This is a genomic window from Streptomyces sp. NPDC051217, from assembly GCF_044455465.1.
Taxonomy (GTDB): domain Bacteria; phylum Actinomycetota; class Actinomycetes; order Streptomycetales; family Streptomycetaceae; genus Streptomyces.
This window is the reverse complement of record NZ_JBITEV010000001.1, coordinates 466,717-481,324: the sequence shown is the minus strand read 5'-3', so window position 1 is coordinate 481,324 and position 14,608 is coordinate 466,717. Positions and strand designations below refer to the sequence as shown.

Annotated in this window: 10 protein-coding genes; 4 read left to right on the top strand and 6 right to left on the bottom strand. The window is 69.1% G+C overall.

Translation table 11 applies throughout. From position 1 onward, the window contains the following. Positions 1-89: 89 nt before the first annotated feature. The 3 genes from ACIBBB_RS02270 to sucC form a co-directional block, all read right to left on the bottom strand. Complete coding sequence (locus tag ACIBBB_RS02270; RefSeq protein ID WP_398977816.1) at positions 90-1,631, bottom strand: aldehyde dehydrogenase family protein; 1,542 nt, start codon at positions 1,629-1,631, stop codon at positions 90-92. A gap of 261 nt (positions 1,632-1,892) precedes the next feature. Beyond that, positions 1,893-2,780, bottom strand: a complete 888-nt coding sequence (sucD, locus tag ACIBBB_RS02265) for a succinate--CoA ligase subunit alpha (RefSeq protein WP_398977814.1) — start codon at positions 2,778-2,780, stop codon at positions 1,893-1,895. A 60-nt stretch (positions 2,781-2,840) separates the two neighbouring features. Continuing rightward, entirely contained in the window at positions 2,841-3,974 is a 1,134-nt protein-coding gene (sucC, locus tag ACIBBB_RS02260) for an ADP-forming succinate--CoA ligase subunit beta (RefSeq protein WP_398977812.1), read from the bottom strand. Between the two features lie 180 nt (positions 3,975-4,154). Here sucC and ACIBBB_RS02255 point away from each other — a divergent pair, with 180 nt between their 5' ends. From ACIBBB_RS02255 to ACIBBB_RS02240, 4 genes are all read left to right on the top strand, one after another. After that, positions 4,155-5,837 (top strand): thiamine pyrophosphate-binding protein, encoded by a 1,683-nt coding sequence (locus ACIBBB_RS02255; RefSeq protein ID WP_398977810.1) that lies wholly within the window; start codon positions 4,155-4,157, stop codon positions 5,835-5,837. 11 nt (positions 5,838-5,848) lie between these two features. After that, positions 5,849-7,123, top strand: coding sequence for a formyl-CoA transferase (gene frc / locus ACIBBB_RS02250; protein WP_398977808.1), 1,275 nt, complete (start codon positions 5,849-5,851; stop codon positions 7,121-7,123). Positions 7,124-7,170: 47 nt separating this feature from the next. Further along, a complete protein-coding gene (locus ACIBBB_RS02245; RefSeq protein ID WP_398978783.1) occupies positions 7,171-9,270 on the top strand; it encodes an acetate--CoA ligase family protein in 2,100 nt (699 codons plus the stop codon). 183 nt (positions 9,271-9,453) lie between these two features. Next, complete coding sequence (locus ACIBBB_RS02240) at positions 9,454-10,842, top strand: OFA family MFS transporter (RefSeq protein WP_398977806.1); 1,389 nt, start codon at positions 9,454-9,456, stop codon at positions 10,840-10,842. 91 nt (positions 10,843-10,933) lie between these two features. Here ACIBBB_RS02240 and ACIBBB_RS02235 read toward each other — a convergent pair whose 3' ends face one another. The 3 genes from ACIBBB_RS02235 to eboE are packed head-to-tail and all read right to left on the bottom strand — an operon-like array spanning position 10,934 to position 14,606. Then, positions 10,934-11,995, bottom strand: a complete 1,062-nt coding sequence (locus ACIBBB_RS02235) for a sugar phosphate isomerase/epimerase family protein (RefSeq protein WP_398977805.1) — start codon at positions 11,993-11,995, stop codon at positions 10,934-10,936. Between the two features lie 17 nt (positions 11,996-12,012). Continuing rightward, entirely contained in the window at positions 12,013-13,440 is a 1,428-nt protein-coding gene (locus tag ACIBBB_RS02230) for an alkaline phosphatase family protein (protein ID WP_398977803.1), read from the bottom strand. Continuing rightward, positions 13,437-14,606 carry a metabolite traffic protein EboE gene (gene eboE / locus ACIBBB_RS02225; protein ID WP_398977802.1) on the bottom strand — a complete coding sequence of 390 codons (1,170 nt, stop codon included), beginning with the start codon at positions 14,604-14,606 and terminating at the stop codon, positions 13,437-13,439. Before eboE ends, ACIBBB_RS02230 begins: the two co-directional genes overlap by 4 nt. Positions 14,607-14,608 lie beyond the last annotated feature (2 nt).

Below are 14,608 nucleotides of genomic sequence, written 5' to 3'. Positions count from 1 at the left end.
GGATGAGAGGAATCGGCTGAGGAGGGGTTCCGTGCGACCTCAGCCGATTCCGGCTCATGGTGAGGGTGGGAGTCGGGGTGACCGCACCGTCACGGCATCAGGTGGTAGTCCGGGAAGTTGCCCGGCGGGCGCTCCCCGTCGGGTCCGTTGGTGACGGCCTTCACGAGCAGTTCGCCGCCGACGAAGGCGCCCCGCCAGGAGTGCCCGAAGCCGCCGAAGAGCTCGTCACGGTCGCCGCGTGAACGCGGCCGGCCGTGGCCGACCTTGAACGCGCGGATCTGCGGGGACAGCCGGGCGTACGTCTCCGCGTCGTCGGTCGCCAGCGTGGCGGCCAGCGCCCCGTTGGAGGCGTTCATCGCGGCGAGGAGTTCCGCCTCGGTGTCGACCAGGACGATGGTGTCGACCGGGCCGAAGGGCTCCGCGTGGTGCAGCGGCGAGGACGGCGGCGGGTTCAGCAACGTCACCGGTGCGAGATAGGCCGAGGTGTCCTGGCCGGCCAGGAAACGCCCGTCCGCGAGCGATCCGTGGTGGATGGGGACCGCGCCGCGGTCGATGGCCTCGGCCACCTGGTCGTCCAGCTCCTTGGCCTTGGCCGCGTTGATGAGCGGGCCGAAGTCCAGTTCGGGCAGCGGGTCGTCGGGGTGCTCGACGGCCAGCGGGTGGCCGAGCCGGATGGAGCGGACGGCGGGCAGATAGGCCCCGAGGAAGTCGGCGAAGAGCGAGCGCTGGACGACGAAGCGCGGGTACGCGGTGCACCGCTGCTTGCCGTAGTCGAACAGCTTGGGGATGACGGCGTTGAGCGCGTCCCAGTCGGAGTGGTTCCAGACGCCCCAGGTGTTGAGGCCCTCCTGTTCGAGGATGTGGCGCTTGCCGAGGTCGGCGACGGTGGTGGCGATGCGCGCGCCGGTGTCGCGGCCTCCTACGAAGGAGACACAGCCGATCTCCGGGGAGCGGACCAGCGCCTCGGAGAGTTCCCCGCCGCTGCCGCTGACCAGGGTGAAGGGCAGCCCTTCGCGGACGGCGAGTGCGGAGGCCAGGGTGAGACAGGCGACTCCGCCGTCGGTGGGCGCCTTGGCGATCACCGCGTTGCCGGCCAGGGCCTGCACGAGCATGGCGTGGACCAGGACGGACATCGGGTAGTTCCAGCTGGCGATGTTGGAGACCGGGCCCGGCAGCGGGGAGCGGCCCTCCAGCATGGGTTCGACGCCGTCCACGTACCAGCGCACGCCGTCGATGGCGCGGTCGACGTCGGCCTGGGCGAGCCGCCAGGGCTTGCCGATCTCCCAGACGAGGAGGAGGGCGAGCAGCTCGCGGTGCTCGGTCAGGGCGTCGAGGGTGGCGCCGACGCGGGCGCGGCGCTCGGCCAGCGGGACGTGCCGCCAGGCGCGGTGCTGGTCGAGCGAGGCGCGTACGGCCTGCTGGGCGGCTTCGGCGTCGAGCCGGGGCGGCCCGACGATGGGGCTGCCGTCGACGGCGCTGTAGGCGGGGAGGGTACGGCCGCCGGACTGCCAGGAGGCGTCCCAGAGGTTGAGGACGTGGTCCTCCCGGAAGGCCTCGGGCGCGATGGCGAGGCACTGCTGCCAGGCGTCGGACCACGCGGTGCCCGGCTTGAGGATGAGGGTGGGTGCCATTGAGGGTTCTCCGCTCGAAAGGGGGCGGGAGTTGCATGGCTGGCGGAAGGCGCGAGCGCGGTTGCCGGACGAGATGCACGGGTCGTCCGCCGAGGGCGCGTGGTGCGGGGGCGGGTGTTCGGTTGTCGGGCTCCGCCCGGTGGGCGGTTCGTGCTCACACGCCGGACGGGCCGAGGTGCTGGCGCGACGGCGTCGCCGGACAGCCCGGTACTGACGACGTCGCCCGGCCGGCCGGTGAGGTCCGCCCGGCCGGGCGTCGCATCAGGCCGTGACCGCTATGCGGTCCAGCACCAGGCGGGCCGTTTCCGAAGGCGTCGAGCCGACGCGGACGCCGACCGCTTCGAGTGCCTTCTTCTTCGCCTCCGCCGTGCCCGAGGAGCCCGAGACGATCGCCCCCGCGTGGCCCATCGTCTTGCCCTCGGGCGCGGTGAAGCCCGCGATGTAGCCGACCACCGGCTTCGTCACGTGGTCGGCGATGTACGCCGCCGCACGCTCCTCCGCGTCGCCGCCGATCTCGCCGATGAGCACGATGAGTTCGGTGTCCGGGTCGGCCTCGAACGCGGCGAGGCAGTCGATGTGCGTCGTGCCGACGACGGGGTCTCCCCCGATGCCGACCGCCGACGAGAAGCCGATCTCGCGCAGCTCGTACATCAACTGGTACGTCAGCGTGCCCGACTTGGAGACCAGTCCGATCCTGCCGGGCTTGGTCGCGATGTCCGCCGGGATGATGCCGGCGTTGGACTGTCCGGGGCTGATGAGCCCGGGACAGTTGGGCCCGATGATCCGGGTGTCGCTTTTCCCAGCGTACGCCTGGAAGACGACCGCGTCATGGACGGGAATGCCCTCGGTGATCACGACGGCGAGGCCGATGCCCGCGTCGACGGCCTCCAGGACCGCCGCCTTGGCGAACGGCGGCGGTACGAAGACGACGGTGACGTCCGCGCCGGTCGCCGCGATGCCGTCGGCGACGGAACCGAAGACCGGGACCGCCCGGCCGTCGAAGTCGACGCTCTGGCCCGCCTTGCGCGGGTTGACGCCGCCGACGACGTCGGTTCCGGCCTCCAGCATCCGGCGGGTGTGCTTCATGCCCTCGGCACCGGTCATGCCCTGGACGAGGACCTTGCTCTCCTTGGTCAGGAAAATCGCCATGGTCTCTGCTTCCTCTTCTCCGTTGTCCGCGTTGTCCGTGTCGTTCGCGTACTCCCGGACTTAGCCGGCGTTCGCGAGTACGGCGGCCTGGCGCGCGGCGCCGTCCATCGTCGTGGCCTGCTCCACGAGGGGATGCGCACGGTCGTCGAGGATGGCGCGGCCCCGCGCGGCGCTGTTGCCGTCGAGGCGTACGACGAGCGGCTTGGTCAGCCGGACCGATTCCAGGGCCTGGACGATGCCTTCGGCGACGGCGTCGCAGGCCGTGATGCCGCCGAACACGTTGACGAACACGGACTTGACGTCGGGGTCGGACAGGATGACGGAGAGCCCGTCGGCCATGACCTGCGCCGAGGCGCCACCGCCGATGTCGAGGAAGTTGGCGGGGCGGGCGCCGCAGCCGGCGACGACGTCGAGGGTCGACATGACGAGCCCCGCGCCGTTGCCGATGATGCCGACCTCGCCGTCGAGCTTGACGTAGTTGAGGCCCTTGGCGGCTGCCGCCGCCTCCAGCGGGTCGGCGCCGGGGTCCTGCTGGTCGTCGCCCCAACGGCTCTGGCGGAACTGGGCGTTGTCGTCGAGGGTCACTTTTCCGTCAAGTGCGAGGATGCGGCCCTCCGTTGTCCTGACGAGCGGGTTGACCTCGACCAGCAGGGCGTCCTCCTTGATCAGGACCTGCCAGAGCGACTGGAGTACGAAGGCGGTCTCCGGCGGCAGCGCAGCCGCCGCCGCGATCTCCGCCGCCTTGGCCGCCGTAACGCCTTCGGCCGGGTCGATGGGGATCCTGGCCACCGCCTCGGGGCGGGTCGCCGCCACCTCCTCGATGTCCATCCCGCCCTCGGCGGACGCGATCGCGAGGAAGGTCCCCGCGGCGCGGTCGAGCACATAGCTGACGTAGAACTCGGTCTCGATGTCCACCGGTTGGGCCAGCATCACCGTGCGGACGGTGTGGCCCTTGATGTCCATCCCGAGGATCTGGCGAGCGGTCAGTTCCGCGGCGGCCGGATCGGCCGCGAGCTTCACCCCGCCGGCCTTGCCCCGGCCTCCGGTCTTCACCTGTGCCTTGACGACGACCCGGCCGCCGAGCCGTTCGGCCGCGAGCGCGGCCTCCCTCGCGAACTCGACGGTTTCGGCCTCCGGCACGGCGATGCCGTACTCCGCGAACAGGTCTCTGGCTTGGTGCTCGTACAGATCCATGCCGGCTCCCACTGCAACAGAAAGGAATGAAAGTGCCGCACGCCCCCTGGACACCACCCACCGAATGCGGGATAACAAGCTTCATACAGTATTCGTCGACTGTATGCAATCCATCGCGGGAGCACTCGGGAGCACCCCCAAGAGCCCCCCGGCTCCCCTACGAAGGGACAGGACAACCTCATGCCCGACGACAGCCAGGAACTCATCTCCGGTGGTCATCTGGTCGCCAAGGCACTCAAGGCAGAAGGTGTCGAGGTCATCTACACCCTCTGCGGCGGCCACATCATCGACATCTACGACGGCTGCGTCGACGAGGGCATCGAAGTCGTCGACGTACGTCACGAGCAGGTCGCCGCCCACGCCGCCGACGGTTACGCGCGCATCACCGGCAAGCCCGGCTGCGCCGTCGTCACCGCCGGACCGGGCACGACCGACGCCGTCACCGGTGTCGCCAACGCGTTCCGTGCCGAGTCACCCATGCTGCTCATCGGCGGCCAGGGCGCACTCACCCAGCACAAGATGGGTTCGCTGCAGGACCTGCCGCACGTGGACATGATGACGCCGATCACCAAGTTCGCGGCGACCGTCCCCGACACGGCCCGCGCGGCCGACATGGTCTCCATGGCTTTCCGGGAGTGCTACAACGGCGCTCCCGGCCCGTCCTTCCTGGAGATTCCGCGCGATGTCCTCGACGCGAAGGTCCCGGTCGACAAAGCACGCGTACCCAAGGCCGGCCAGTACCGGGCCTCGACCCGTTCGCCCGGTGACCCCGCGGCCATCGAGAAGCTCGCCGATCTGCTGGTGCACGCCGAGAAGCCGGCGATCCTGCTCGGCAGCCAGGTGTGGACCACGCGGGCCACGGACGACGCGATCGAGCTCGTACGGACGCTGAATGTCCCGGCCTACATGAACGGTGCGGGGCGAGGCACCCTGCCTCCCGGCGACCCGCACCACTTCCAGCTCTCCCGCCGCTACGCCTTCACCAACGCCGACCTCATCATCATCGTCGGCACGCCCTTCGACTTCCGGATGGGTTACGGCAAGCGGCTCTCGCCCGACGCGACGGTCGTCCAGATCGACCTCGACTACCGCACGGTCGGCAAGAACCGCGACATCGACCTCGGCATCGTCGGCGACGCCGGTCTCGTGCTGAAGTCGGTCACCGAGGCGGCGAGCGGCCGGATCAACGGCGGTTCGGTCAAGCGCAAGGCATGGCTGGAGGAGCTGCGGGCCGCCGAGCAGACGGCGATCGAGAAGCGGCTGCCGTCGCTCAAGAAGGACAGCTCGCCGATCCACCCCTACCGGCTGGTCAGCGAGATCAACGAATTCCTCACCGAGGACTCGATCTACATCGGCGACGGCGGCGACATCGTCACCTTCTCCGGCCAGGTCGTGCAGCCCAAGTCACCGGGCCACTGGATGGACCCGGGCCCGCTCGGCACGCTCGGTGTCGGCGTCCCCTTCGTCCTCGCGGCGAAGAAGGCGCGGCCTGACAAGGAGGTCGTGGCTCTCTTCGGCGACGGAGCCTTCTCGCTGACGGGCTGGGACTTCGAGACGCTCGTCCGCTACAACCTGCCGTTCGTGGGCATCGTCGGCAACAACTCGTCGATGAACCAGATCCGTTACGGCCAGAAGGCCAAGTACGGCGACGAGCGCGAGCGGGTCGGCAACACCCTCGGCGACGTCCACTACGACAAGTTCGCCCAGATGCTGGGCGGTTACGGCGAAGAGGTCAGGGACCCGGCCGACATCGCACCCGCCCTCCAGCGGGCCCGCGAGTCCGGGCTGCCGTCGCTGATCAACGTCTGGGTCGACCCCGACGCGTACGCCCCCGGAACCATGAACCAGACCATGTACAAGTAAGGGAGGCCATGATGACCCAGGCTCTCGAAGCCCCGGAGAACTCCCCCGACACACCGAGCCCCCAGGCGCTGAGCGGCGTCCGTGTCCTCGACATGACGCATGTGCAGTCCGGCCCCTCGGCCACCCAGATCCTCGCCTGGCTCGGTGCGGACGTGGTGAAGGTGGAAGCGCCGACGGGAGACATCACCCGTAAGCAGCTGCGCGACATCCCCGATGTCGACTCGCTGTACTTCACGATGCTCAACTGCAACAAGCGCAGCGTCACCCTCAACACCAAGAGCGAGCGCGGCAAGGAGATCCTCACCGAACTCATCCGCCGCTCCGACGTGATGGTCGAGAACTTCGGCCCCGGCGCGGTCGACCGGATGGGATTCACCTGGGACAAGATCCAGGAGATCAACCCGAAGATCGTGTACGCCTCGATCAAGGGCTTCGGCGAAGGCCCGTACACCAACTTCAAGGCGTACGAGGTCGTCGCGCAGGCGATGGGCGGCTCGATGTCGACCACCGGCTTCGAGGACGGCCCGCCGATGGCGACCGGCTCGCAGATCGGCGACTCCGGCACCGGTATGCACGCGGTGGCCGCCATCCTGGCCGCGCTCTACCAGCGCACCGCCACCGGGCGCGGGCAGCGCGTGAACGTCGCGATGCAGCACGCCGTGCTCAACCTCTGCCGGGTCAAGCTCCGCGACCAGCAGCGTCTGTCGCACGGCCCGCTGGCCGAGTACCCGAACGAGGACTTCGGCGACGCGGTCCCGCGCTCGGGCAACGCCAGCGGCGGCGGTCAGCCGGGCTGGGCGGTCAAGTGCGCGCCGGGCGGCCCCAACGACTACGTGTATGTGATCGTGCAGCCGGTCGGCTGGAAGCCCGTCAGCGAGCTGATCGGCCGGCCCGAACTGGCCGACGACCCGGACTGGGCGACTCCCGAGGCCCGCCTCACCAAGCTGGGCAAGATGTTCCAGCTCATCGAGGAGTGGACCGCGACGCTTCCCAAGTGGGAGGTGCTGGAGAAGCTCAACGCGCACAACATCCCGTGCGGCCCGATCCTCTCCACCAAGGAGATCATCGAGGACCCCTCGCTCGCGGCCAACGAGATGGTCGTCGAGGTCGAGCACCCGCAGCGCGGGAGCTTCACCACGGTCGGGAGCCCGCTGAAGCTCTCCGACTCCCCCGTCCACATCACCGCGTCCCCGCTGCTCGGTGAGCACAACGCGGAGGTGTACGTCGGCGAGCTCGGTCTCGGCGACGAGGAACTGCGCCTGTTGAAAACGAACGGAGTCATCTAGTGGCGGACAGCATTGCCTTCAAGCCCGACAAGGACAACGTCGACGCGATCATCAAGGCCGCGCTGGCGCAGGGGCGTACGTCGCTGACCGCGCCCGAGGGCAAGGCGATCACGGACGCGTACGGCATCCCGACGCCGGGCGAGGCGCTCGCGGAGTCGGCCGACGACGCGGTGGCCGCGGCCGCCCGGATCGGGTTCCCGGTCGCGATGAAGATCGTGTCGCCGGAGATCCTCCACAAGACGGACGCGGGCGGCGTGCAGATCGGCGTCAACTCGGCGGCCGAGGTACGGGCGGCCTTCACCACGATCGTGTCGAACGCGCGGGCGTACGATCCGAACGCGCAGATCCTCGGTGTGCAGGTGCAGCAGATGGTGCCCGCGGGCACCGAGATCCTGATCGGTACGGTCACCGACCCCACCTTCGGCAAGGTCGTGGCCTTCGGTCTCGGCGGCGTCCTGGTGGAGGTGCTGAAGGACGTCACCTTCCGGCTCGCGCCGGCCACCAAGGACGACGCGCTGTCCATGCTGGACGGCATCCGGGCCGCGGAGATCCTGCGCGGGGTACGGGGCGGCGCGGCGGTCGACCGCGACGCGCTGGCCGATCTCGTGGTGCGGGTCTCGCAGTTGGCCGCCGACTTCCCCAATATCGCGGAGGTGGACCTCAACCCGGTCTTCGCCTCGGCGAGCGGGGTCATGGCGGCCGACGTACGGATCCTGCTCACCGAGGAGGTGCCGGTCCCCCGCCGCACCTACACGCGCGAGGAGATCCTCATCTCCATGCGCCGGCTCATGGAGCCGCGTTCGGTGGCGGTCATCGGTGCCTCCAACGAGGACGGCAAGATCGGCAATTCGGTCATGCGGAACCTCATCGACGGAGGTTTCGCGGGCGAGATCTACCCGGTCAATCCCAAAGCCGATGACATACTCGGCCGTAAGGCGTACAAGAGCGTGATGGATGTTCCCGGTGAGCCTGACGTGGCGATATTCGCGATCCCCGCGAAGTTCGTCGCCAACGCGCTCACCGAGGTCGGCCGCAAGAACATCCCCAACGCCGTCCTGATCCCCTCCGGTTTCGCCGAGACCGGTGAGCACGAACTCCAGCAGCAGATCGTGACGATCGGCGAGGAGAGCGGGATCCGGCTGCTCGGGCCGAACATCTACGGCTACTACTCCACCTGGCAGGACCTCTGCGCCACGTTCTGCACCCCGTACGACGTCAAGGGCGGCGTGGCACTGACCTCGCAGTCCGGCGGCATCGGTATGGCGATCCTCGGCTTCGCGAGGACCACCAGGACCGGTGTGTCGGCCATCGTCGGACTCGGCAACAAGTCGGACCTCGACGAGGACGACCTGCTGACCTGGTTCGGTGAGGACGACAACACCGACTGCATCGCGATGCACCTGGAGGACCTCAAAGACGGCCGCGCCTTCGTCGAGGCGGCGCGCGCGACCGTACCGAAGAAGCCCGTGGTCGTCCTCAAGGCCGGGCGTACGGCGGCCGGTGCCAAGGCGGCGGGCTCGCACACCGGGGCCCTCGCGGGCGACGACGCGGTGTACGAGGACATCCTGCGGCAGTCCGGCGTCATCAGGGCGCCGGGGCTGAGCGAGATGCTGGAGTTCGCGCGCGGGCTGCCCGTACTCCCCACCCCCAAGGGCGACAACGTCGTGATCATCACGGGCGCCGGCGGGTCGGGTGTGCTGCTGTCGGACGCGATCGTCGACAACGGCCTGTCGCTGATGGAGATTCCGCCGGACCTGGACGAGGCGTTCCGCGCCTTCATCCCGCCCTTCGGGGCGGCGGGCAACCCGGTGGACATCACGGGCGGCGAGCCGCCGTCCACGTACGAGGCCACGATCCGGCTCGGGTTGGAGGATCCCCGGATCCACTCCCTCGTCCTGGGCTACTGGCACACAATCGTCACCCCGCCGATGGTCTTCGCCGAGCTGACGGCGCGGGTGGTGGCCGAGTTCAAGGAACGCGGCATCGAGAAGCCGGTGGTGGCTTCGCTCGCGGGCGACGTCGAGGTGGAGGCCGCGTGCCAGTACCTCTACGAACGGGGCGTCGTGGCGTACCCGTACACCACCGAGAAGCCTGTCGAGGTGCTCGGCGCGAAGTACCGCTGGGCACGGGCGGCGGGGCTGCTGTGAGCAACGGGCAGCGGCCGTACAACGGTCGGCCGGCGGGAGCCGAGGAGCTGTGGGGAGGCACCGCATGAGCTGACGGTGCGACCCAGGGGGCCTGTGGATTCCGCTCATCGCAGGCCCCCCGCACGAAGAGAACGGACAGGGGGCGCTGGCCTGACTTCTTCGACGCAAGGGGTTCGATCGACAATGGCGACAACCGACATCTCCGCATCCGTCCCCTACAGGGAGGTGACCGACAAGAACGGTCGCATCTACCGGATCGGCCAGTCCGACCTGCAGATCATGGGCAGGCCGCGATGGACGATGGTGCTCTTCCCGTGGATCGGCATGATGGGGATCAGCTCCTCGGAATACGCGTTCACCGCGGCCGAGGACACCCTGCACACGGCACACATGTGGGACAGCGGGCACATCTTCTGGCTGCTGGGTGTCTGGATCTTCTTCCAGGCCGCCGTGGCCTTCCCCGCGGGACAGCTCCGTGAGAGCGGCAAGCTGCCCGCCCGCTACGCGATGATGCTCGGCGCGCTCGGCACCATACTGGGATACATCTCCCTGGCCTACGCGCCGCACGTGATCGTGGCGTACATCGGCTTCGGAATGTTCAGCGGTATCGGCGCGGGTCTGGTCTACGCGACCTGCGTGAACATGGTCGGCAAGTGGTATCCGGAGCGCAAGGGAGGCAAGACCGGCCTCGTCAACGGCGGTTTCGCCTACGGTTCGGTGCCGTTCGTCTTCCTGTTCACCTCGTACATGGACCTGAGCAACTACAAGAACGTGCTGGTCTTCACCGGAGTGGTCTGCTGTGCGATGGTGGCCGCCGCCGGATGGTTCTTCAAGGACCCGCCGAAGTTCTGGTGGCCCGAGGGCGCCGACCCGCTGAAGGTCTCCGACGACCCGAGGATCCGGCGCGCGCTGGAGAAGAACCCGCCGGCCGTCCGGCAGTACACACCGAAGGAAGCGGCACGGGTCCCGGTCCTGTGGATGATGTGGTTCTGCCTGCTCTGCACGGCGGGCATCAACATCTTCGGTATCTCGATGCAGGTGCCCTTCGGTAAGGAAATGGGCTTCGCCGGCGGAATCGTGGCCACGGCGATGTCGCTGAAGGCCATCGTGAACGGCACGGGACGCGGCGTCATCGGCTGGATATCCGACAAGGTGGGACGCCGCCAGACACTGATCTTCGTCTGTCTGGTCCTGGGCATGTCGCAGTTCGGCGTGCTGGCCTCCGGATCAGCGGGCAGCATGCCGCTGTTCCTGATCTGCTCGATGATCTCCGGCTTCGGCGGTGGCGCGATCTTCCCGCTGTTCGCGGCCATGACGGCGGACTACTTCGGCGAGAACAACAACGCGTCGAACTACGGCATGGTCTACAGCTCCAAGCTCATCTCCGGCCTGGTCGGTGCCGGTGTGGGTGGAGTCGTGGTGAGCAACTGGGGCTATGAGACCGCGTTCATCATCGCGGGTGGCGTCGGATTGTTCTCGGCGTGCCTCGCGACCTTCCTGAAGGCTCCGGGCCGGCCGGACATCAAGAAGATCCAGGCGAATCCGAACCCGATCGGGCGGGAGGACGCCTGAGCGGATCCGGATCACGGGATCGCGAACACACGCACGAGGCCCCCTGTGCGGCTCCGGAAGGAGTCGCGCAGGGGGCCTCGTCGTGGGCGTGTCAGCAGCGCTTCTCGCGCAGCGAGTGCAGGTGGTCCGCCGACTTCTCGGCGAACAGGATCGAGTCGACGGGGTTGTCGTGCTCGGCCTGCCAGTGGTGGTCCCTGCGGCCGTTGTGGGTCTTGTTCACGGCCGAGATGAACTTCTTGTAGTCGATGTCGCCGTCGCCGACGTCGACCATGTCGTAACCGTCGCGCGCCTCCTCGTTCTTCACGCCGTCCTTGACGTGGAAGAGCGGGTAGCGGTCGGGCTGCTTGAGCACGTAGCGCAGCGGGTCGAAGGGAGCGGGCTTGCCGTCACCGGTCTTGCTGAAGCGGTGCACGGCGGCGAAGGCCCAGTAGATGTCCATCTCCAGATAGACCAGCTTGGGGTCGGTCTCCGCGAGCAGGACGTCGTAGAGGCGGACGCCCGGCTTGTCGCTGGCGAAGGAGAACTCCTCGGCGTGGTTGTGCTGGTAGAACTTCATGCCGCGCTTGCGGGCGGCGGCGCCGTAGGTGTTGAAGTCATCGGCCGCCCGCTTCCAGGCGTCGACGGTGTCGCCGTGGCGGAAGGGGCCGGAGGCCGTTCCGATGTGGTCGAGGCCCAGCGCCTGGGCGTCGTCCAGCACCTTCTCCAGGTTCTGGGCGAAGCTGTACGCGTCCGGGTTGTTGTCGTCGGCGTAGTTGACGTGGCTGCCGATCGGGCGCAGACCGTGGTCCCGGGCGAGCTTGCGCAGCTGGGGGATGGTGATGTCGCCGGCGCTGCCCTGGGTGTAGCCCGCGTACTCGATCTCGTCGTAGCCGAAGCGCTCCAGCTCCTCGAAGACCTTCGCGAAGCCGAGGGAGTTGACCTTGTCACGCAGCGAGTAGAGCTGGATGCCGAGGTGGCCCGGGGTGAGGACCGGCTCGGTCTTTCCGTGGCCGTGACCGTGACCCCGATCGTGTTGTCCGGCCGCCGCGGCGGCGGGGGTGGCCGCCGAGAGACCGAGGATGGCGGCGGCACCCGTGCCCGCGGCGACACCCAGCATGTTGCGCCGGCTGAGCTTGGCTGCGAGCTCCGGGTCGACTGACTTCTTGCGGCTCATGCGTGGAACTCCTTATGTCAGTGCAGTCCTGCGAGATTGAGGAGCAGGGATTTCACGTCGGTGGCCTCGGTGCGGCCGGTGACGGCTTCGGGGGTGGAGCACAGGATGAGCGGACCTTCGTCGTCGCTCGTGGGAAGGCGGCCGTGGCTGCCGCGGATGGGTGAGGGGTCCAGGGGGACCACGGCGAGCCGGTAGCGCATGCCGAGCTTCTTGCGGGCGATGGCCTTGGCCGCCTTGACCTTCACGTACGGGTCGAGGGGGTCCATGAACAGCTCGACGGGGTCGTAGCCCGGCTTGCGGTGGATCTCGACGAGCTGGGCGAAGTCGGGCGCCTTGGCGTCGTCGAGCCAGTAGTAGTACGTGAACCAGGCGTCCGGTTCGGCGACGGCGACCAGTTCGCCGGAGCGCGGATGGTCCAGGCCGTAGTTCTTCTTACCCTCGTCGTCGAGGATCTCCTCGATGCCCTTGAGGTCCTTCAGCGCCTCGCGGGTCGCGTCCATGTCCTCGGGGCGGCGGACGTAGATGTGCGAGATCTGGTGGTCCGAGACGGCGAAGGCACGGGACGCCATCGGGTCCAGATACTCCATGCCGTCCTGGGTGTGGACCTCCAGAAGTCCGGCGCGGCGCAGGGCCCGGTTGATGTCGACGGGCCGGGAGACGTTGGTGATGCCGTACTCGGACAGGGCGACGACGGTGCGGCCTTCGCGGCGCGCGTCGTCCAGCAGGGGGCCCATGGCCGCGTCGAGGTCGCGGGCCGCCTGGTGGGAGCGGGGGTCGTCGGGGCCGAAGCGCTGGAGGTCGTAGTCCAGGTGCGGGAGGTAGCACAGCGCAAGGTCGGGGTGGCGGGTGTCGATGATGTGGCGGGTGGCGTCGATGATCCACTGCGAGGAGACGAGGTCGGCGCCGGGGCCCCAGAAGTGGAAGAGGGGAAACGTGCCGAGTTTGTCGTGCAGTTCGTCGTGCAGGGCCGGCGGCCGGGTGTAGCAGTCGGGCTCCTTGCGGCCGTCGGCGTAGTACACGGGGCGGGGCGTGACGGTGTAGTCGGTGTCGGCGCCCATCGCGTACCACCAGCAGATGTTGGCGACGGTGTAGCCCGGGTGGACGCGGCGGGCGGCGTCCCAGAGCTTGTCGCCGGAGACGAGTCCGTTGTGCTGGCGCCACAGCAGCACGTCGCCGAGTTCGCGGAAGTACCAGCCGTTGCCGACGATGCCGTGCTCGGACGGCAGGGTGCCGGTGAGGAACGTGGACTGCGCGCTGCACGTGACGGCGGGCAGCACGGTGGTCAGCGGGCCCTGCGAGCCCGCGGCGGCGAGCTTCTGGAGGTTCGGCATATGGGCCAGGAGCTGGGGGGTGAGGCCGACGACGTCCAGGACCAGCAGCGGGGTGGGGCTCGTCGGGGCCTCGCCGGGCTCAGTCTTCGGCTCGGGTGCGGGGTCGGCGGTCATGGCAGCTCCTTGAGACCCAGGTCGACCAGGAGGTCGCGGGCCAGCGTCAGTTCGGCGGCGATGCCCTCGGCGAGCCGGCCGCGTGAGCGGGGGCGAAGCTCGGGCGGGAGCGCCTGCCAGGTGTACGTCTCGACCTCCAGGTGGCGGGTCAGCGGTTCGGCGCCGCCGACGAGCCGGGCGAGGGTTTCCTGGAGTACGGGGAGGGTCGAGGTCAGGGGCGGGGCGGGTGGTGCGTGCAGCGGGACGTGGAAGTGGGAGCGCCAGGGGGCGCCGTCGGGCAGCGCCTGGCCGGCCAGGGCCTCTTCGAGGTCGTCGGTGCCGCGCAGGCCGGCCGCCGTACGGGTGCGGGTCTGGTGCAGGAAGCGCGGCTCGGCGAAGGCGGCGAGGGCTTCCCGTACCTCGGGCAGATGGGGGTGTTCGGCGTGCAGCGCGGCGGAGAGCTGCGCCTTGGGGATGGTGACTCCGGCCTCGGCGAGGGCCTCCAGCGCCGTCGCCGGGTCCTCGAAGGAGGTGGCGAGATGGCAGGTGTCGACGCAGATGCCGATACGGGAGCTGGCGACGTCGGTGAGCGGCCCGATCGCGTCGGCGGTGGTCTCGACGGTGCAGCCGGGCTCGGGTTCCAGCGCGATGCGGATGGACTTGCCGGTCAGCTCCTCCAGCGCGTCCAGTCGTTCGGCGAGGGTGGTGAGCGCGGCGTGGGCGGTGCGGGCCGCGGCGTCGTCGAAGTCGGTGCGCCAGGCGAGCGGCAGGGTCGAGACGGAGCCCTCCGTGACGTCGTCGGGCAGCAGAGCGGCGAGGAGCCGGGCGAGGTCGGTGGTGTGTTCCAGACGCTCGGGGTCGGCCCAGTCCGGTTTGTAGACGCGGTACTTGACCTCCTCGGCGCCGAAGCCCTCGTACGGGAATCCGTTGAGGGTGACGACCTCCAGGCCGCGGCGCTCCAACTCACCCTTCAGACCGCGCAGTTGGGCGGGATCGTTGATCAGCGAGCGGGCCGCTCCGCGGGCCAGCCACAGACCGATCCCGAGCCGGTCGCGGCCGAGGCGTTTGCGTACCGGCTCGCAGTGGTCGCGCAGTTGGGCCAGTACGCCTTCGAGGCTCTCGGCGGGGTGGACGTTGGTGCAGTACGAGAGATGGACGGTGGAGCCGTCGGGGTGGCGGAAGCGCATGG